Origin of the sequence: Mycobacterium botniense, assembly GCF_010723305.1 — a bacterium.
In the GTDB taxonomy this organism is placed as follows: domain Bacteria; phylum Actinomycetota; class Actinomycetes; order Mycobacteriales; family Mycobacteriaceae; genus Mycobacterium; species Mycobacterium botniense.
Map to the genome: position 1 here is coordinate 1,545,755 of NZ_BLKW01000002.1, position 19,255 is coordinate 1,565,009.

Sequence of the window (19,255 nt, forward strand, 5' to 3'; positions counted from 1 at the left end):
TTGCGGGCTCGGGTAACGGCGCGTGGTTTTCTTGGCGGGTCCGCAATCGCGGGTCCGGGCACGCCGGACGGGGCAACCCGGGCTTCTGCTGGCCTTTTCTTGTTGGCATGATCGAGCCCATGAGCATTGAAGTCGTCTACACCACGGAGTGCACCGCCACCGGCGGTGGCCGCGACGGTCACGTGAAGTCAGCAGACGGTCGTATCGACCTCGACACCCGCCCGCCGAAGGAGATGGGTGGTACTGGAGAGGGCACCAACCCCGAGCAGTTATTCGCCGCCGGCTATGCCGCCTGCTTTCTCGGCGCGCTGCGCCTGGTCGCGGGCAGGAGCAATGTCAAACTGAACGACGCCACCGAGGTCACCGTCAAGATCGGGTTCGGCAAGGATTCTGCTGGCGGATTCGGGCTCACTGGCACCATCATCGGCTACCTACCCGGCGTGGAGCAGAGTGTGGCCGATGATCTGATGCACCAGGCTCACCAGGTTTGCCCGTATTCGAGGGCCACCAAGGGAAACGTCGATATCGACGTTTCGGCCAAGGTTTAGCCGGGCAGTTGGGGTCAATGCGGCTGATCGCCGCGGCGGCGGGTGCCGGTGTGATTGTCGGCATCGGCACAGGATTCGCGGCCCCGGTCGGCGCGGCCGGCCCATCGGATCCGGGCGTGGTCAACTACGCCGTGCTCGGCAAGGGTTCGGTCGGCAATATCGTCGGTGGGCCGATGCGGTGGGAATCCATGTCGACCGAGCCCTACCAGTCGTACTGGGTTGACGATCCGGTGTGCAACAACTGGGCTGACATCGGGCTGCCCGAGGTGTACAACGACCCCGATCTGGCCTCGTTCAACAGCGCCGTCACGCAGACGTCCGCGACCGACCAGGCCCACTTGGTCAAACAAGCCGTTGGTGTCTTCGCCACCAACGGCGCCGCCGACCGGGCCTTTCACCGTGTCGTGGACCGCACCGTCGGCTGCTCTGGCCAAACTACCGCGATGCACCTCGACAACGGCACCACGCAGGTGTGGACTTTCGACGGCGGGCCGCCGACGGCCACCGATGCGGCCTGGACGAAACAGGAAGTGGGCACCGACCGGCGCTGCTTCACCCAAACCCGGCTGCGAGAGAATGTGTTGCTGCAAGCCAAGGTGTGCCAGTCCGGTAACGGCGGTCCGGCCGTCAATGCGCTGGCCGGAGCCATGCAGAACATGCTCGGACAGTAAAGCGGCGCGGATTTGGGTATTCCTCCCCGACATGTCGCTCACCACAATCGCGGGAGTTTGCCGACGCCTTGGGGAGAATATTGCCCGAAGGGTCGTGGCTCGTCGAATAGTAGTAGCCGGGCAAGCAGCGGGTCGCGACACATCGGTCGGGGCCGGGAGGGGTTTTGCGATATGACACGTCCTCCGGTTGCGCCAGCCCCGGCGCCGTGCCCCGCTGGCAGCAGCCGCTCCGACACCGAACTGCTCGGTTCGTCCGCCGCCGCGCAACTTATCGCCAACAGCTGTCTCACCGACGCGCCGCTAGGTCGGGTCGGGCTCGAAGTGGAAGCGCACTGCTATGACCGGGCCGATCCGCACCGCCGCCCGGCATGGGGGGAAATCAGCGAGGTTCTGGACTCGCTGCCGGATTTGCCGGGCGGCAGCACGGTGAGCGTGGAACCCGGCGGGGCCGTGGAACTGTCCGGCCCACCCGCCGACGGGGTGGTGTCGGCGATCGAGGCGATGACGCGTGATCAAGCGCTACTGCGGTCCGCCTTTTGCGAGGCCGGTCTGGGGCTGGTGCTGCTGGGCGCCGATCCGCTGCGGCCCGCGGAGCGAGTCAATCCCAGCGCGCGTTACCGCGCCATGGAACAGTTCTTCGCCGCCACCAACACCGCGACAGCGGGTGCGGCGATGATGACCTCGACGGCATCGATCCAGGTCAACCTCGACGCCGGGCCGCAGGCCGACTGGGCGGCGCGGGTGCGGTTAGCGCATGCTCTAGGCCCGACGATGATCGCGATCGCCGCGAACTCTCCGCTGCTGGGCGGACGATTCTCCGGCTGGCGCTCCACTCGGCAGCGGGTGTGGGGGCAGCTGGACTCCGCGCGTTGCGGGCCGATCTTGGGTGCCAGCGGCGATGATCCGGGCACCGACTGGGCGCGCTACGCGCTGAACGCGCCGGTGATGCTGGTCCACAACCCCGAGGCCGTGCCAGTGACGCAGTACGTACCCTTCGCCGAGTGGGCCGACGGCCGGGCGTTACTGGGCGATCGCCGTCCGACCGCCGCTGATCTGGAATACCATCTGACCACGCTGTTCCCACCTGTGCGGCCCCGCGGGTGGCTGGAAATCCGTTACCTCGATGCGGTGCCCGACCCGATTTGGCCGGCGGTGGTGTTCACGCTGGTCGCGCTGCTGGACGATCCGGTTGCCGCCGACACCGCGGCCGAAGCCGTCGAACCGGTCGCCGCTGCCTGGGACATCGCGGCCCGGGTCGGGCTGCGCGATCCGCGGCTGTATACGGCGGCCAATCGGTGTGTGGCCGCCGCTGTCGAGCGAGCACCGGAACAACTGACCGAGCCGATGCAGCGGTTGGTTCGTAATGTCGAACAGGGCCGCTGTCCGGCCGACGAATTCTGTGAGCAGGTGGTCGGGCACGGTATCGCACCGGCGCTCGCACGGTTGGCGCAAGGGGGATTGTGAGTCGGCGAGAACAGCTGGCCCGCGATCTGGGGCGGGCACGAGAACGCACGCTTCGGTTGGTGGATCTCGATGATGCCGAGCTTCGCCGCCAGTACGACCCGTTGATGAGCCCACTGGTGTGGGACTTGGCGCATATCGGCCAGCAGGAGGAACTGTGGTTGCTGCGCGGAGGCGACGGCACGCGGCCGGGGATGTTGCCGCCCGAAATCGACAGCCTCTACGACGCCTTCCAGCATCCGCGCGCCGGCCGCGGCGCTTTACCGTTGCTGTCCCCGGATGAGGCGCGGGCGTATTGCCGCGCGGTGCGTTCGGCTGCGCTGGATACCCTCGATGCCCTGCCCGAGCACCAGCTGGGGGATCCGATGGGCTGTGCTGACAGGTCGGAGGGGACGGCAGCGTGGTCCGATCCGGGCTTCGTGTTCGCCATGGTGGTCAGCCACGAACACCAGCACAACGAAACCATGCTGCAGGCATTGAATCTGCGCCGCGGTGCGCCGCTGCTGCGTGCAACAGCTACCGTGCCCGCGGGCCGGCCAGGGCTGGCCGGGACATCGGTGCTGGTGCCGGGCGGGCCGTTCGTGCTGGGTGTGGACGGCGCAGACGAGCCGTTCGCGCTGGACAACGAACGCCCCGCCCACCTCGTCGACGTGCCGGCGTTCCGGATCGGCCGGGTTCCGGTCACCAACGGCGAATGGCAGCAGTTCGTCGACGACGGCGGCTACACCAACCCGCGGTGGTGGTCGCCGCGCGGTTGGGAACATCGCCAGCGCGCCGGCTTGACGGCGCCCCAATTTTGGAATGGCGACGGCACCCGCACACGGTTCGGGTATGTGGAGACCATTCCCGCTGACGAACCGGTGCAGCATGTCAGCTACTTCGAGGCCGAAGCCTACGCCGCGTGGGCAGGTGCCCGCCTGCCCACCGAAATCGAATGGGAGAAGGCCTGTGCGTGGGATCCCGCGACTGGCAGCAGGCGCCGTTACCCGTGGGGGCACGACGAGCCGTCGGCCACGCGTGCCAACCTCGGCGGCGCTGCGCTACGTCCCGCGCCCGTCGGCGCCTACCCGGCGGGTGCGTCCGCGTATGGGGCCGAGCAGATGATCGGCGATGTGTGGGAGTGGACCAGTTCACCGCTGCGGCCCTGGCCGGGATTCGTCCCGATGATCTACCAGCGCTATTCGCAACCATTCTTCGGTGGCGATTACCGGGTCTTGCGGGGGGGATCGTGGGCGGTGGAGCCGGGCATCCTGCGGCCCAGCTTCCGTAACTGGGATCACCCCTACCGTCGGCAGATATTCTGCGGTGTCCGGCTGGCCTGGTCGGTCCCGGACGGCGAAGTCCGGGAACCGGCCTGATGTGCCGCCAGCTGGGATGGCTCGGGCGGGAGGTCACGGTCTCCTCGCTGATGCTGGATCCGCCGCACTCGCTGCGAGTGCAGTCATACGCACCGCGTCGGCAAAAGCACGGGATGATCAACGCCGACGGGTGGGGTGTCGGCTTTTTCGATGGTGTCACGCCGAGACGCTGGCGCAGCACGGCGCCGCTATGGGCGGATTCGTCGTTCGAGTCGGTCGCGCCGGCGCTGCGCACCCGGTGCATGGTCGCATCGGTGCGCTCGGCGAGCGCGGGAATGCCGATCGAACTCGGCGCTACCGCGCCGTTCACCGACGGTCAGTGGCTGTTGGCGCACAACGGGACCGTCGACCGCACGGTGCTGCCCCGCTGTGTGTCGGCCGAACCGGTGTGCGACAGCACCATCCTCGCGGCTGTGCTCTTCGAACGCGGGCTGGACGCTCTGGGGGAAACCGTCGCCGCAGTCGGAGCCGCGGACCGCAACGCCCGGCTGAACATCCTTGCTGCCGACGGTTCCCGGCTTTTGGCGACCACCTGGGGGGACACACTGTCGATCCTGCGCCGTGATGACGGGGTGGTGGTGGCCAGTGAGCCGTACGACGACGATCCCCGCTGGGAAGACGTGCCCGACCGCCACCTCGTGCAGGTCACCGCGGACGGGGTCACGCTGACCGCACTGCACTCTGCGAAAGGATCGTGATGACCCTGTCGCTGTCGAACCACCTGGCCGCCGGTTCGGCATATCAGGCCTTGTGTCGGGATGTGTTCGACGGCCTACAGCGAACACCGAAATCTTTGCCGCCCAAGTGGTTTTACGACTCGGTGGGCAGCGATCTGTTCGACCAGATCACTCGGCTGCCCGAGTACTACCCCACGCGTGCCGAAGCCGCTATCCTGCGGTCCTGCTCAGCGGAAGTGGCCCACGCCAGCCGGGCCGACACCCTGGTCGAGCTGGGTAGCGGCACCTCGGAGAAAACCCGCATGCTGCTGGACGCACTGCACCACCGCGGGTCACTGCGCCGATTCGTGCCCTTCGACGTCGACGCCGCCATGTTGCACGCGGCAGCGACCGCCATCCAGCGTGAATATCCGTACATCGAAATCGAAGCCGTGTGCGGAGATTTCGAGGAACACCTGGGCGAGATTCCCGGCGGCGGGCGGCGGCTTTTCGTGTTCTTGGGTTCGACGATCGGCAACCTGACCGGCGGGCCGCGCGCGCAGTTCCTGGCGGCGCTGGCCGCGGTGCTGCGCCCCGGGGACAGCCTGCTGCTGGGCACCGATCTGGTGAAAGACAGCGAGCGGCTGGTGCGTGCATACGACGACGCCGCCGGGGTGACAGCCCGGTTCAACCGCAATGTGCTCGCCGTCATCAACCGGGAACTCGACGCCGATTTCGACCTCGGCGCCTATCGGCATGTCGCACGCTGGAATGCCGGTGAAGAGCGGATCGAGATGTGGTTGCGTGCCGAGCGGCCCCAGCGAGTGCGGGTGCGCGCGCTGAACCTCACCGTCGAGTTCGCTGCGGGCGAAGAGATGCTCACCGAGGTGTCGTGCAAGTTCCGGCCCGCCGCGGTGGCAGCCGAGTTGGCCGCCGCGGAACTGCGCCGAACGCATTGGTGGACAGACGACGCCGGCGACTTCGGGTTGTCACTGGCTGTCAAGTAGGCCGCGGCTCGCCCCACCTGGTGCGGCCCGAGCAGCTTGCGTTAGCCGGTCTTGTGGGCAGTGAGCAGGTACGCAGGCATCTTCGCCCGGCCTTTCTCGTCCCTGGCGAACTCCGGCATCTGGAACGGCGCATCGGCGCGGGCCGCTGGGGTGTTGGCGTGGATGAAGGCCGGGCGGATCTCGTCGATCTCCCAGTATTTTGACACCGCTGCCCGCAACTCGTCTTCGTCGACCGTGTTGGGCCCCTGCTCGGCCTCTGGTGGAAATGCACTTTTGGCGAACACTAGCGCGAAATAGCTGGCCCCGGGGGCCGCGGCCCGGTGCACCGAGCGCAGGTAGTCGTCGCGCGCCTCGACCGGTAGCGAGTGAAACAGCGTGGAGTCGACCACGGTGTTGAAGCGGCCGTCATAGCCGGTCAATGTGGTGATGTCGGCCTGCACGAAGCTGGCGTTGCCCAGCCCCCGTTCCGCTGCCGCTTTTCGTGCGGCGGTGATGGCGGTGGGCGTGAGGTCGACGCCGACGACCGTGTACCCTTCGGCGGCCAGCGCCAGGGATAGCTCGGCATATCCGCAGCCGGCGTCGAGCACCTCGCTGCGGAACTTGCCTGCGCGCATCAGTGCAGCCAGCTCCGGCTGTGGTTCACCGATATTCCACGGCGGCGGGCCCTCGAAGACGCCCTCCTGCCGGTAGACGCTGTCCCAGTCCATCACTTCATTGGCCATGAAATCCACGCTACTCGGCAAGATCCCAGACATGCACCGGCTCATTGGTGTGCATGTTCTCGCAGTATCGGCGCAGCATCTCAGCGAGAGCCGCGGGCCGGGTCATCCCAGCCTCCTGTAGTGACCGCACGGTGGACACCTGCCAGACGGCGCCGTTGCGGCCCGTTTTGGCGCGGCCTTCGATGACACCGAGAAACCGGTCACGTGCCTCGACGGCAACATCCCACCGCCGCAGGCCCTCATCGGCCATCGGCAGCAGGTGGCGCAGGACCAATTCATCGGTTGTGACCTCGCCCACACCCGGCCAGTGCATGCGGGCAGCGATGCCGTGTCGCGCGGCATTCAAGAAATTGGCATGAGCGGCAGTGAAACTCATCTTAGTCCAGAGCGGACGATCGTCCTCTGACAGGACACGCAGCACGCCGTAGTAGAACACCGAATTGGCCAGCATGTCGACAACCGTCGGCCCGGCGGGCAACACCCGGTTTTCGACCCTGAGGTGGGGCCGGCCGTCGACGACGTCGTATACCGGCCGGTTCCAGCGGTATACGGTTCCGTTGTGCAGCCGCAACTCGGCAAGCTGCGGAGTCCGTCCGGCAGCCAGCTCGGCGACGGGATCCTCGTCGGACACCTCGGGCAGCAATGACGGAAAGTAGCGCACATTTTCTTCGAAAAGGTCGAAGATCGACGTGATCCAGCGCTCGCCGAACCACACCCGGGGCCGCACCCCCTGGGCTTTGAGCTCGTTGGGGCGAGTGTCGGTGGCCTGGGTGAACAGTTCGATGCGGGTTTCCGCCCACAGCTGATGACCGAAGAAGTAGGGCGAGTTCGCCCCCAACGCCAGTTGCGGCCCGGCCAGCACCTGCGCGGCGTTCCAGTTGTGGGCGAAAACACCGGGAGGCACCTGCAGGTGCAATTGCACGCTCGTGCAAGCGGATTCGGGAGCGATGGACGCGGAATGCAGACTCAGCGGCTCGGGGCCGCTGATGTCGATCTGAATGTCCTCGCCGCGGGCGCTGAAGATGGAGTCGTTGAGCGCCGCATACCGCGTCGACTCGCTCATCCAGCCTTCGGTGAGGTGCCCGGGCATCAGCGTGGGCAGAATACCGATCATCACGATGTGGGTGCCGTTGGTGTTGGCTTTAGCTTCGGCTGCGTTCAAGCTGGCCCGGACGTCGGCCTCCAGTTCCAGAACGGTGTGCCCGGCCAGGGGCCGGGGAGGAACATTTAATTCGATGTTGTACGCGCCCAGTTCGGTCTGATAAGCGGGGTCGGCGATAGCGGCCAGTACGGGCTGATTCGCCATCGCTGGTCGGTACTCCGAATCGACCAGATTGCACTCGATTTCCATGCCGGTGAGCGGTCGGTCGAATTCGAAACTGGACTGCGCCAGCATCGTTTCGAAGACGTCTAGGCACAGCTGTACTTTGCGCCGGTATTGACGCCGGTGAGCGCGGTTGTAGGCGGCGCGCTTGACCTCTTCACCCACATCGCCGATGCAACAGGTTTCCCGGCTTCTGCGCAACCAAGGCGATGGATTGGGGTGTGCGAGCCAGCGGCCCCCTCGCCCGCATCCTGTGCCGGGCTACCTCGTAGAGCTACCGGAAGGCCATCATGGATGGTTACACTGACCGCGGGCCAAAGGAGCACAGGTGGCCGAATTCGTCGCCGCTATCGACCAGGGCACCACCAGCACTCGGTGCATGATTTTCAGCCACGACGGCGCCGAAGTCGCGCGCCATCAGCGTGAGCATGAGCAGATCCTGCCGCGCGCGGGCTGGGTCGAACACAACCCAGCCGAGATCTGGGAGCATACCGCATCAGCGCTCACATCCGTCCTGCAGATGACCAACCTTTCACCAAAAGATATTGCTGCGCTGGGAGTGACAAACCAGCGGGAGACCACGCTGGTGTGGGATCGGCACACCGGGCGGCCGTACTGCAACGCGATCGTCTGGCAGGACACCCGCACCGACCATATCGCCGCGGTGCTGGATCGTGACGGGCGCGGCGATGTGATACGCCGCAAAGCCGGCCTGCCGCCGGCCACCTATTTCTCCGGCGGGAAATTGCAGTGGATTCTTGACAATGTCGAGGGTGTGCGTGAAGCCGCCGAACACGGTGACGCCCTGTTCGGCACCGTCGACACTTGGCTGGTGTGGAATTTGACGGGCGGACCGCGCGGCGGGGTGCACGTCACCGACGTCACCAACGCCAGCCGAACCATGCTGATGGATCTGGAGACGCTGGACTGGGACGATGAGTTGCTGTCGCTCTTCACTATTCCGCGGGAAATGCTGCCGGTGATCGCGCCGTCATCGCCGCAGCAGCCCTACGGCGTGACGTCCAAGACCGGACCGGTGGGCGGTGAGGTGCCGATCACCGGAATCCTCGGCGACCAGCATGCGGCGATGGTCGGTCAGGTTTGCCTGGCCGAAGGAGAAGCGAAAAACACGTACGGCACAGGCAATTTTCTGCTGCTTAACACAGGTGAGAAGATCGTACGGTCACGCAATGGCCTGCTGACGACCGTCTGTTACCAGTTCGAAGACGCGAAACCAGTTTATGCCCTTGAAGGTTCGATCGCGGTAACCGGTGCTGCAGTGCAGTGGCTGCGTGACCAGCTGGGTATCATCGGCGCTGCCGAGGAAAGTGAGGCGCTGGCCCGCCAAGTTCCCGACAGTGGCGGGGTGTACTTCGTGCCGGCATTTTCCGGTTTGTTCGCTCCCTACTGGCGATCCGATGCCCGTGGCGCAATCGTGGGCTTGTCCCGGTACCACACCAACGCTCACCTGGCACGCGCTACGCTGGAGGCCATTTGCTACCAAAGTCGTGACGTGGTCGATGCGATGGAAGCTGATTCCGATGTGCGCCTTGAGGTTTTAAAGGTAGACGGTGGTGTTACCTCCAACGACTTATGCATGCAGATTCAGGCTGATGTTCTGGGAGTAGATGTGGTACGGCCCGTTGTTGCCGAAACCACAGCGCTCGGCGCGGCCTACGCCGCGGGCCTGGCGGTCGGGTTCTGGGCGGATCCGGCCGAGCTGCGGGCGAACTGGCGGGAGGATAAGCGGTGGCGGCCGGTTTGGTCTGCCGACCAACGCGCAGCGGCATATGCGGGTTGGCGTAAAGCGGTGCAGCGCACGCTGAACTGGGTCGACGTGTGCTGAGTTGGTGGGCTGGACTGGGGGCCGGACCAGCCGCTCGCCGGCGAGATCACCTTGCCGGCTGTTGCGATCAAGCCGTCACTGAGGTGGTGTGAGCCCGTCGGCGTCCGGCGGCCGTTGCGAGGAGGCGGGCTGGGGGCCATGCCCCAACGGTGTCCCCGGCGTTGGCCAGGGCGGGCCCGGTGATCGCAGCGGCTCGGGTGAGCGGGGCGTCGCACGCAGTCGCGCGAGCTCGCGCCGATGCCGTTCAGCTAACACGGCGGCCAACACCAGCTGTGGCGGAGTACCTGGCGGAGGTGGTGGCGCGATGTGCGCGAGCACGTCACCGGCGATTCGGTACGCCATTTGCTCACGCACCCGAGGGTCGAGTTGTTTTGCTCGAGAGAGGAATTGCCGTGCCACTTCAGCCTGGTGACCGCTGAGGCCCGACAGCTGCAGCGACGACGCCCACTGGGCGAGCGCGGGCGGCATCTCCGGTGGTGGGCCTAACCGCGGCCCGCGTTCACTGATGACGACCGTGCCGGCAAAAATATCGCCGATACGTTTGGCTTTCGGTGACACCATACTGCAGATCATTGCCGGACTCCCGGCGAACATCCAGATTTCCACCACCGAGGCCAACGCACGAAAAAGCGCCTGCCGAAAACGTTCCGGACCGCCGTCGTCAGCTACCACGCGTAAACCCATCACGATCTTGCCGACAGAGCGACCCCGCGTCGCCGTTTCGAAAATAAGTGGATACCCGACCAGCACTGCCACTGTGAAAATGATCACGCCCGCGGTGGTCAGCGCGTCGTCGAACCGGGTCAGCGTGGCCGCCCACAGCATGAGACCGAGCATGTAGCTGACAAACATCACCGTGATGTCGATCAACGCGCCGACTGCCCGCACCGGCAACTGGGCAATCTGCATATCAAGCACAACGGCATCACCAGTGACCAGCTCTGCGGACATACCTTCGAACGCTACCGTGTGTGACTGGGGCGCTCACCGGCAAAAAGATGTGGTCCCGGGTCGACGGCGGCTGCCGGTGGCATTTGAGGACCGTGACCTGCCGCATCGCGCTGCATTCGGCACTACGCTGCGCTAGATGGACGTCGACGCGTTCGTGCTGGTTCACCGGGACACCTGGGACCGGCTTGAGAAATTGGTGAAGAACCGGCGGCGGCTCACCGGCGCCGAAGTCGACGAACTTGTCGAGCTGTACCAGCGGGTGTCCACCCATCTGTCAATGCTGCGCTCGGCGTCGTCGGACTCGGCATTGATCGGCCGGCTCTCGACCCTCGTCGCGCGTGCCCGGGCCGTTGTCACCGGTGCGCACGCCCCAATGACCGGTACGATCATCCGGTTCTGGACGGTGGCTTTCCCGGTGGTGGCTTACCGCGTGTGGCGGTGGTGGCTGGCCACGGCACTGGCCTTCTTCGCCCTCGTCGCAGTCATTGCCTTGTGGGTTGCCACCAGCCCGGAAATCCAGTCCGTCATCGGAACACCAAGTGACATAGACGAATTAGTCAACCACGATTTCGCTTCATATTACCGTGAGCACCCGGCCGGGTCTTTCGCTCTGCAGGTGTGGGCCAACAATTCCCTGGTGGCCGCGAAGTGCATTGCATTCGCGGTGCTGCTCGGGCTGCCGATCCCGTTGGTGCTGTTTCAAAACGCCGCCAACCTCGGAGTAATCTCCGGCCTGATGTTCCAGGCGGGTAAGGGTGCCATTTTGCTGGGCCTGCTCACGCCGCACGGGCTGCTGGAGTTGACCGCGGTGTTCTTGGCGGCGGCGGCCGGAATGCGGTTGGGGTGGACTGTAATATCGCCTGGTCAGCGGCCGCGGAGCCAGGTGCTCGCCGAGCAGGGGCGTGCGATGGTGTCGATCGCTGTCGGACTGGTGGCGGTGCTGTTGGTCTCAGGGGCGATTGAAGCACTGGTGACACCGTCCCCGTTACCCACCGTAGTGCGGGTAGGCGTTGGAATAACTGCGGAGGCAGCCTTTTTGACCTACATTGTCTACTTTGGCAGCCGGGCCGCACGAGCAGGCCGTACTGGGGACGTCGAGGATGCGCCCGATACCCTCCCAACGGGGTGACCACCGTGGAGCGTGAACTGGTGATGCACGGAATCGCGAAAAACCCTTCGTGACTGACTTTTCGATCCTGCTCGGACACATCGCGCCGCCCCACTGCCATGTTGGCTAAAGTCGGCCGGCAGCTTTCATCGCCAGGTAGCTGTCGGCAAGTGCGGGAGCGAGTTGTGGGGGTGCCGCGTCCACCACGTCGACCCCGCGGCGGCGTAGCCGTGATGCGATGGCGCGCCGGTCATTGCGGGCACGTTCGGCGGCTGCCGCCTCGTATACTGCGGCCGCATCGGAGCGACCGCAGGCCAGTTGGTCAAGGCGGGGGTCGGTGACCGCGGCCAGAATGACCTGGTGCCTGGCCGCTAGTTGGGGAAGGACCGGCAGTAGGCTTTCGCCGAGCGCAGCCGCGTTGAGGTCGGTCAGCAGGACCACCAGCGCACGCCGGGGAGCTCGGTGCACGATTGCGGCAACTGTTGCGCGCCAGTCTGTCTCGATCAGCTCCGGTTGCAATGGTGCAATCGCATCGACGAGTTGTGCGAGCAGTTCGGTGCGTGACGAGCCGAACACGGCGGCCTTGAGCACCCGGTCATGAGCCAGGAAGTCGACGTGATCGCCGGCCCGTGAAGCCAGTGCGGCCAGCAACAGCGCGGCGTCTACCGACCAGTCCATCCGGGGCCAGCCGGCCGGGTCGCGGGCCGTGGGATCGACGCCGACGCGACCTGCGGCCGTGCGGCCGGTGTCGAGCACGATGATGACTCGCCGGTCGCGTTCAGGCCGCCACGTGCGTACCACGACATCGGCTCGCCGGGCAGTGGCTCGCCAGTCGATCGAGCGAACATCGTCGCCCACGACATACTCGCGCAGCGAATCGAATTCCGTGCCTTGTCCGCGGGTCAGCGTCGGCAGTAGGCCGTCGATTTCGCGCAGTTTGGCCAGTCGCGACGGCAGGTGCTTACGCGACAAGAACGGCGGCAGCACCCGGAGGAGACACGGGACGGACTGCGAACTCTGCCGGCCGGCCAGCCCCAGCGGCCCGATCGACCGGGCGGTGACCACGGTAGACAGCTGGTCCCCGCGGCGAACCGGTACCAGCTGGGTCGTGACCTGAACGCAGTGCCCGGGTGCGATATCAACACGGTGACACCGCGGCAGCGCGCGTGCACTGGGAGCCCAGGCGTCGCGCACCTCGCCGCGGAACCGTCGCCGACCGCTGTTACGGATCAACAGGTCGACGCCCACCGAATCGCCGAGCCGCGCTGAGGCGTAGTTCGCTCGGGTAAATCGCAGCGCCCGGGTGCTCGCCGCTAACCAGGTATCGACCGCGACTGCCGCCACTAAGAGCGCCAGCAGCACGATGAAAGACGCAGCAGGCCAAGGTGTTATCGCGATCGGAAGGATGCACAGCAGTGCAACCAGCGCTGGCCGTCGGGTCAGACTCACTAGCGGGGCACCGGGACGGAAGCCAGGATCCCGTCGAGGATGCTGTCGGCTGTGGCGCCCTCAAGCTCCGCTTCCGGGCGTAGCGACACCCGGTGCCGCAGCACCGGCCGCGCCATGGCTTTGACGTCGTCAGGGGTGACGTAGGGGCGCCCGGATAGCCATGCCCACGAACGCGCGGTGGCCATCAGCGCCGTCGCGCCGCGGGGCGAGACACCGAGTCGCAGTGCGGGCGACCGCCGGGTGGCGGCGACGATGTCGACGATGTACCCGAGCACCTCATCGGCGACCAAAACCTGACTTACCGCGTCGCGACCGGCGGCCAGCTCTGCCGGCCCGGCCACCGGGTCGATCGCGGACAAGTCGCGGGGGTCGAAGCCGTGCACATGCCGGCCGAGGATGGCGATCTCCGAGTCCCGCCCCGGCAAAGGCACAGTCAGCTTGAGCAGGAATCTATCCAGCTGCGCTTCCGGCAGTTGATAGGTGCCCTCGTATTCGATCGGGTTCTGGGTGGCAGCGACGATAAACGGGTCCGGCAGCGCCTTGGGTTGACCATCGATACTGACCTGGCGCTCTTCCATGGCTTCCAGCAACGCCGCCTGCGTCTTGGGCGGGGTCCGGTTAATCTCGTCGGCCAGCATGAGATTGGTGAAGACCGGGCCCGCCCGGAACACGAATGCGGCGGTGCGCGCGTCGTAGACCAGCGAACCGGTGACGTCCCCGGGCATCAGGTCCGGCGTGAATTGCACCCGCTTGAACTCCAACTGCAGAGCAGCGGCCAAAGCCCGGATCAGCAGCGTCTTAGCAACCCCGGGAACGCCTTCAAGCAGGACGTGCCCCCGGCACAACAGCGCGACCACTAGGCCGCTGACTATGGCGTCCTGCCCGACAACAGCTTTGGCGATTTCGGCACGCAGGGCCAGCAGTGCTTGTCGGGCCGACTCAGCAGCCGGGGCCTGGGGTGATGCGGACGCTGGCTGTGTCACGAGTGGGTGACCCGCCTTTCGATATCGTCGAGCGCACGGGCAAGGTGTAGCAGATCGGCATCGGTCGCCGGTGGCGGACCGAACAGGCTGTGGTGTACCCAGTCCGCGGAGACGTCGGTGCGTTGTATCACAGCGGATACTACTGCCGGCGCCGGTGTGTCGGCTTCGAGTCCGATCCGGGTCAACATCCGCTGCAGCGCAGCGGTGCGCAGCGCCTGGGCGGCACGGTCGCGCGCTCGCCGGGACCGGTACAGCCGGCCCAAGCCCTCAACGGTCTCCGACGCACGCACCACCACCGGCAAATTTTCGGCCACCAGCGGACCGAGTCGGCGTCCCTTCCAGAGTGCCAGCGCGATCACCACGACCCAGAGCTGCCCGGCCATCCAGATGACCCGGTCTGGAATGACGTCGACAATAGTTGCCGAACGAGATGTCTCACCTTCGGTGCGTTGTGGTGCATACCAAATGAGGCGTGAGCGGGAGCCAGCGAGGTTCATCGCCAGCGCGGCATTGCCTGCCCGCAACAGTCCTTTGTTGGTCATGAAGTGGCTGTCGCCGACCACGGTGATGGTACGCGTGCCGTCGCGGTAGCGGACCAGCACGCCGCCATAGCAGCTCGTGACCGGCCGCTGATCGGTGGCCACATAGGTGTCGGTGGGCCCGAACTGTACCGAGCCAGCGCGGTTCGCTTCTTGTAGAGCACAATTGGGGAAACTGTCGGGCATTTCGAGCCCACCGGCTCGCAGCACCGGGGCCAGCGCGGCACGCGCACGTGACGTTGGCTTGACCAACAGCAGGTCGGCGGGAGTTTTCGCCAGCCGTTCGAGTATCGAATCGCCGGCCAGATGCTGAGTCTGGGCCACCAGCACCAGCGCGTCTGGCCGGGCTGCGTGTTCGACATCGGCGATGTTGTGCGCAACTACCACCTGCACCCCGTGGTCACGCAGCAGCGCTACAAGAGCGTGCGCCCCTGCGGGTTCGGTTGAGGCCGGGTCCATCCGCCCACCGGGTCGCGGTGCGGTGAGATATGTGCCAATCGCGGCGACGGCCGCGACAGCGACCACAGCCGCCACCATCCCACGCCATGAGCGCCACCGCCGCGACGTGGACGGGGCTACGGCGAGGCGACCCGAGGTGCCGACGGTCATTCGACTTGTGCCCAGGAACCGGACTCCGCCGGATGGACAACCTCCGGTGGTGTGGCTGGTGAACGGGTCCGCAGATGATCATCGAGGTTGACGATCATCTGATATTCCTCCGGGGTCCCACGGCGGCCTCCATAGGTAACGTCGTTGAAGACCATCGCCGCCGTGACCAATTCAGGCGACAAATCCGGCAAGGATGTACCGGCGTCGCGGGCCAGCTCGCTGGCGGTGCGGCCAGGAGCCGGGTTGAGGATATTTCTCTCCTCGAGCTCACGAGCAACGGCGCGCACCCGATGTCGAATCGCTGCAGTCCAATTGCCCGCCGCCGCATGGCTTTCGGCACTTGTTCGATGCTGCGCGGCACTGAGGAGGTTAGTGTCGAAGAGTTGGAGATCGGTATTGCGGTGGGTGTGCATGGTGCGGCGGGCAACCCGGATACCAGCCACGACCGCGATTGCCAGCGCGGTCAGTACAGCGGTGATGGCAAGCCATCCGCCGGGTACCGAGGAACCTTTTAGCGCCAGGCGATACAGGAGGTCCTCGACCCAGTCGCGGACCAGCTGTCTCGGCGAGTCTTTAGGGTAGATCGCTTTGGCCAGTTCGTGTTTCGCAGCTTCATGGGCCGCGTTGCGATCGATGTCGATAGCGGGCATTATCGGCCAGTCCTCACACCGGCCGGGTCAGCCACAGGGAGTCGGTAGCCGCCGCCGGGGCTGTCGCGCCAGCAGCGCCAGTCTGCAACACCAGGTCGAAGGCCTCTGCACGGATTCGGCGGTCGGTGTAGAGCAACACGATCACCCCGGCGCCGAACGGCGCGGTGACAATTTGCCCGATCGCCGAGCCGAGATGTGTCAGCGCGGTGCCGATGAGCAGCGGGCCGGTGGATGACGCGGCGGTCATGAGCAGCTGGCCGCCGATACTGAACGGCATCGCAATAGCGCTGCTGGCCACAAAGACCACCACGGCGGCCAGTAGCCGGATGCCCAGTACCCGCCAGAAGCTGTTGCGCACCAGCCCAATGGATCTGGTGATCGCGTCGAAAACGGTGAGTCTCTCCAATACGATCAGCACCGGTGCGAACAACAGCACAGTGTAGAGGTAGCCGATCGTGACGATCAGGCCAAGCACCAACGGGAACCCGACGACGACCGCCGCCACGCCGTTGCCCAGCGCTGCGACGGCGGCGACTATCAAGACAACCGGTCCCACGAGTGCAACCATTCCGGCGGCTTCCAGCGCCGCCAGCCCCATCAACGGCAAGAGCCGGGCACGGATTCTGGACCATGTTTCACCGGCGGTGATCGAGGTCCCGAACACCGCGCGTCCGACGATAACGGTGAGCATTCCGCTGAGCAGTATTCCGGCTAGCCAGGAAACGAAAGCGCTGGCACTGGTCGACATACTCCAGGCGCCGATGTCTCCCCAGGTGGGTTCATACGATGGATCTGCGCGCATTTGGCGTACGGCGGCCAGTGGTCCGGTCTCGGCGATCAAGGCGATGAGCTGCATGAGGACGACGACGATCGCAGTCAATCCCAGTGTCGGCTTTGGGTTGGCGCGGATATAACTGACCGCCCCGTTGAAGATGTCGCTTAAGCTCAACGGCCGAAGCGGAATGATTCCGGGTTTGACGACCGCCGGGGGCGGCTGCAATTGGGCGGCATAGCCTGCCGGTGCACCATAGCCGGTCGGTGGACCATACCCAGCTAGGGGCCCATGAGCCGGCGGTGGGTAGCCTGGCCACGGGCCGTAACCCGGGAAGCCGTAACCCGGCGGTGTTCCGTAACCCGTCGGAGCGTAACCGGGTGGCGGATAGCCCGGGGCGCCATAACCCGGCGGGCTATAGCCCCACGCCGGGTAGCCGGGCGGCACAGCGCCCGCAGAATCGTAGTCGAGTGGCGGATCGCCGGGTGCCGGATAGCCCGGAGCACCATGCGGCAGCGTGCTCACTGGCGGCGGCCGCCGTCGTCGACGATCATGAGTCCCATCCTGTCGGCCGGTGAGGTATTTCTCAACGTTGGGTCGTATTGCCGCTCGAACTAGCGCCCACCTCACCGCGTAGTGTCTGGGCTATGGCGCAACTCAAAGCCCGGCTGCGGGAAGATCTGACCGAGGCGATGAAAGCCCAGGACAAGTTGCGAACAGCGACCCTGCGGATGTTACTCGCAGCGATCCGCACCGAGGAGGTCTCCGGCAGGCAGTCGCGGGAGCTCTCCGACGACGAGGTGCTCAGGGTGCTGGCCCGCGAATCACGTAAACGTAATGAGGCAGCCGAGATCTACGCCCAGAACGGCCGCGGTGACCTCACCGCCAACGAGCACGCCGAAGCGCGCGTCATCGACGAATACCTGCCTACGCCGCTCACCGACGCAGAGTTGGCCGACGTTGTCGACACCGCCGTCGCCCAGGTGACCGAGCAGCTCGGTGAGCAGCCTGGTATGCAGCAAATGGGGCTGGTGATCAAAGCCGCCAGTGCCATCGCGGCCGGGAAAGCCGATGGTGCACGCCTGGCCGCCGCGGTGAAACAACGCCTCTGACAGTTCGAGCTGGAGTGAGGTGTCGGTTGCGCGCGATAGCGGCTCAACGGGGCTCATCACCACGCCCGGACCTGTTCGGCGCGGTCTGATCGCATCTCGGTGAGTGATGGCATGACCGCAGACGCCATGGCCGGACCGGCTGCGAGGGTGCAGCGTCGGGGGCCGGTGAATGCGGGCCGGGCAGTTTGTGCACGCCGCAGCGGGGTATGTGTTGAGTATGAGTACGACCCGTTTCGGCTACACCTTGATGACAGAACAGAGCGGCCCGAAAGACCTTGTCAGATACGCAGTTTCGGCCGAGGAATGTGGTTTCGACTTCGAGGTCTGTAGTGACCACTTTTCGCCGTGGTTGACGTCGCAGGGGCATGCGCCCAATGCGTGGGTGTTGCTGGGGGCGGTGGCGCAAGTCACCGAACGGGTTGACCTCTACTCCTATGTGACCTGTCCGACCATGCGGTATCACCCGACGGTGGTCGCTCAGCAAGCCGCGACCATGCAAATTCTTGCCGACGGACGCTTCACACTGGGGCTGGGCAGCGGGGAGAACCTCAATGAGCATGTTGTCGGCAAGGGCTGGCCGGCGATCCGCACCCGGCAAGAGATGTTGGGCGAGGCGATCGAGATCATCCGCGCATTGTTCAGCGGCAGGTTGGTAAGTTGGCGGGGCGACTATTTCCAGGTCGATTCGGCGCGACTGTGGGACTTGCCCGACGTGCCGGTGAGCATTGCGGTCGCGATGGCCGGGAAGAAGTCCCTGGATAGATTCGCGGCGCTGGCCGACCACCTGGTCGCGGCACAACCCGACGGGGAGCTGGTGGCTGCATGGCTCAGCGCGCGGCACGCAGCCGGGCAGGCCGACCGCGGCCGGGTAATCGGACAGATACCCATTAGCTGGGATCCTGACCGCGATGCGGCGATCCGGCGTGCTCACGATCAGTTCCGCTGGATCGGCGGCGGCTGGAGGGTCAACGCGGACCTGCCGACGACGGCGGCGTTCGCCGGCGCCACGCAGTTTGTGCGCCCTGACGACATCGCTGAGAGTATTCCGTGCGGGCCCGACTTGGACGCCATCGTCGAGGCGGCCCGACCATATTGGGAAGCGGGTTTCACCGACGTGGCGGTGGTGCAGATCGGCGGCCAAGCGCAGGACATCTTCTTCCAAGAAGCTGCTGAACCGTTGTTGAGGGCCCTGCGAGCGGCGTCAGGCGGTGCAGATGCCTGACGCCGCGGCCTGCTGCCGAAATGCTCGCGAGGGGCTGGATCAGTGGATTCGGCCGGACGCCTCTGACAAGTTCGGCCGCTGCCGTACGACGTCACGGGATCGAGACAGCGGCACATGTCAAACCGATTGGCTGTGAATTCATATCACATCGGTGACGATACGGCCCCCCGGCGCGGGGGTGTGAGTCACTGGACACCGGTGGGCTGTATTCGCCGCAACGTTTCTCGAGCCGCTGGGCGCACCGGCTCGACCGCGTCATCGAATCTG

The 19,255-nt window shown here is 65.7% G+C and carries 18 protein-coding genes; 10 read left to right on the forward strand and 8 right to left on the reverse strand.

The window, feature by feature from the left end:
- Positions 1 to 119: 119 nt before the first annotated feature.
- The 6 genes from G6N08_RS07170 (at position 120) to egtD (ending at position 5,701) form a co-directional block, all read left to right on the forward strand.
- Positions 120 to 548, forward strand: a complete 429-nt coding sequence (locus tag G6N08_RS07170; protein ID WP_174813260.1) for an organic hydroperoxide resistance protein — start codon at positions 120 to 122, stop codon at positions 546 to 548.
- A 17-nt stretch (positions 549 to 565) separates the two neighbouring features.
- On the forward strand, positions 566 to 1,219 hold the full coding sequence (locus G6N08_RS07175; protein ID WP_163755591.1) for a sensor domain-containing protein: 654 nt from the start codon (positions 566 to 568) through the stop codon (positions 1,217 to 1,219).
- Positions 1,220 to 1,390: 171 nt separating this feature from the next.
- Positions 1,391 to 2,683, forward strand: a complete 1,293-nt coding sequence (gene egtA, locus G6N08_RS07180; protein ID WP_163755593.1) for an ergothioneine biosynthesis glutamate--cysteine ligase EgtA — start codon at positions 1,391 to 1,393, stop codon at positions 2,681 to 2,683.
- Positions 2,680 to 4,038 carry an ergothioneine biosynthesis protein EgtB gene (gene egtB / locus G6N08_RS07185; protein ID WP_163755595.1) on the forward strand — a complete coding sequence of 453 codons (1,359 nt, stop codon included), beginning with the start codon at positions 2,680 to 2,682 and terminating at the stop codon, positions 4,036 to 4,038. The genes egtA and egtB overlap by 4 nt, the downstream gene beginning before the upstream one ends.
- Positions 4,038 to 4,736 carry an ergothioneine biosynthesis protein EgtC gene (gene egtC / locus G6N08_RS07190; RefSeq protein ID WP_163755597.1) on the forward strand — a complete coding sequence of 233 codons (699 nt, stop codon included), beginning with the start codon at positions 4,038 to 4,040 and terminating at the stop codon, positions 4,734 to 4,736. The genes egtB and egtC overlap by 1 nt, the downstream gene beginning before the upstream one ends.
- On the forward strand, positions 4,736 to 5,701 hold the full coding sequence (gene egtD, locus G6N08_RS07195; protein WP_163755599.1) for an L-histidine N(alpha)-methyltransferase: 966 nt from the start codon (positions 4,736 to 4,738) through the stop codon (positions 5,699 to 5,701). Before egtC ends, egtD begins: the two co-directional genes overlap by 1 nt.
- 41 nt (positions 5,702 to 5,742) lie before the next feature.
- Here egtD and G6N08_RS07200 read toward each other — a convergent pair whose 3' ends face one another.
- Positions 5,743 to 6,423: a class I SAM-dependent methyltransferase gene (locus G6N08_RS07200; protein WP_163755602.1), complete on the reverse strand. Its 681-nt coding sequence runs from the start codon at positions 6,421 to 6,423 to the stop codon at positions 5,743 to 5,745.
- Between the two features lie 10 nt (positions 6,424 to 6,433).
- The gene (locus G6N08_RS07205; protein WP_163755604.1) at positions 6,434 to 7,912 is read right to left on the reverse strand and encodes a glutamate-cysteine ligase family protein; all 1,479 of its coding nucleotides are present in this window, start codon (positions 7,910 to 7,912) and stop codon (positions 6,434 to 6,436) included.
- 163 nt (positions 7,913 to 8,075) lie between these two features.
- Between G6N08_RS07205 and glpK the strand changes: the two genes are divergently transcribed.
- Positions 8,076 to 9,593: a glycerol kinase GlpK gene (gene glpK / locus G6N08_RS07210; protein WP_163755606.1), complete on the forward strand. Its 1,518-nt coding sequence runs from the start codon at positions 8,076 to 8,078 to the stop codon at positions 9,591 to 9,593.
- Between the two features lie 75 nt (positions 9,594 to 9,668).
- Here glpK and G6N08_RS07215 read toward each other — a convergent pair whose 3' ends face one another.
- The gene (locus G6N08_RS07215; RefSeq protein WP_163755607.1) at positions 9,669 to 10,544 is read right to left on the reverse strand and encodes an RDD family protein; all 876 of its coding nucleotides are present in this window, start codon (positions 10,542 to 10,544) and stop codon (positions 9,669 to 9,671) included.
- 136 nt (positions 10,545 to 10,680) lie between these two features.
- Here G6N08_RS07215 and G6N08_RS07220 point away from each other — a divergent pair, with 136 nt between their 5' ends.
- Positions 10,681 to 11,673, forward strand: coding sequence for a stage II sporulation protein M (locus G6N08_RS07220; RefSeq protein ID WP_163755608.1), 993 nt, complete (start codon positions 10,681 to 10,683; stop codon positions 11,671 to 11,673).
- Between the two features lie 105 nt (positions 11,674 to 11,778).
- On the opposite strand, the gene G6N08_RS07225 is transcribed toward G6N08_RS07220, so the two are convergent.
- From G6N08_RS07225 to G6N08_RS07245, 5 genes are read right to left on the reverse strand one after another with little or no spacing between them, the layout of a single operon-like run.
- Positions 11,779 to 13,101 carry a DUF58 domain-containing protein gene (locus G6N08_RS07225; RefSeq protein WP_163755609.1) on the reverse strand — a complete coding sequence of 441 codons (1,323 nt, stop codon included), beginning with the start codon at positions 13,099 to 13,101 and terminating at the stop codon, positions 11,779 to 11,781.
- Positions 13,101 to 14,084: an AAA family ATPase gene (locus G6N08_RS07230; RefSeq protein WP_163755610.1), complete on the reverse strand. Its 984-nt coding sequence runs from the start codon at positions 14,082 to 14,084 to the stop codon at positions 13,101 to 13,103. Before G6N08_RS07230 ends, G6N08_RS07225 begins: the two co-directional genes overlap by 1 nt.
- Positions 14,081 to 15,232, reverse strand: coding sequence for a DUF4350 domain-containing protein (locus G6N08_RS07235; RefSeq protein WP_163755611.1), 1,152 nt, complete (start codon positions 15,230 to 15,232; stop codon positions 14,081 to 14,083). Before G6N08_RS07235 ends, G6N08_RS07230 begins: the two co-directional genes overlap by 4 nt.
- On the reverse strand, positions 15,229 to 15,882 hold the full coding sequence (locus G6N08_RS07240) for a DUF4129 domain-containing protein (protein ID WP_163755612.1): 654 nt from the start codon (positions 15,880 to 15,882) through the stop codon (positions 15,229 to 15,231). The genes G6N08_RS07235 and G6N08_RS07240 overlap by 4 nt, the downstream gene beginning before the upstream one ends.
- 13 nt (positions 15,883 to 15,895) lie before the next feature.
- Complete coding sequence (locus G6N08_RS07245; protein ID WP_218033350.1) at positions 15,896 to 17,284, reverse strand: DUF7847 domain-containing protein; 1,389 nt, start codon at positions 17,282 to 17,284, stop codon at positions 15,896 to 15,898.
- A gap of 17 nt (positions 17,285 to 17,301) precedes the next feature.
- On the opposite strand from G6N08_RS07245, the gene G6N08_RS07250 reads away from it, so the two are divergent.
- Positions 17,302 to 17,766 (forward strand): GatB/YqeY domain-containing protein, encoded by a 465-nt coding sequence (locus G6N08_RS07250; protein ID WP_163755614.1) that lies wholly within the window; start codon positions 17,302 to 17,304, stop codon positions 17,764 to 17,766.
- 217 nt (positions 17,767 to 17,983) lie between these two features.
- Positions 17,984 to 18,988: an LLM class F420-dependent oxidoreductase gene (locus tag G6N08_RS07255; protein ID WP_163755616.1), complete on the forward strand. Its 1,005-nt coding sequence runs from the start codon at positions 17,984 to 17,986 to the stop codon at positions 18,986 to 18,988.
- The last annotated feature ends 267 nt before the right edge of the window (positions 18,989 to 19,255 follow it).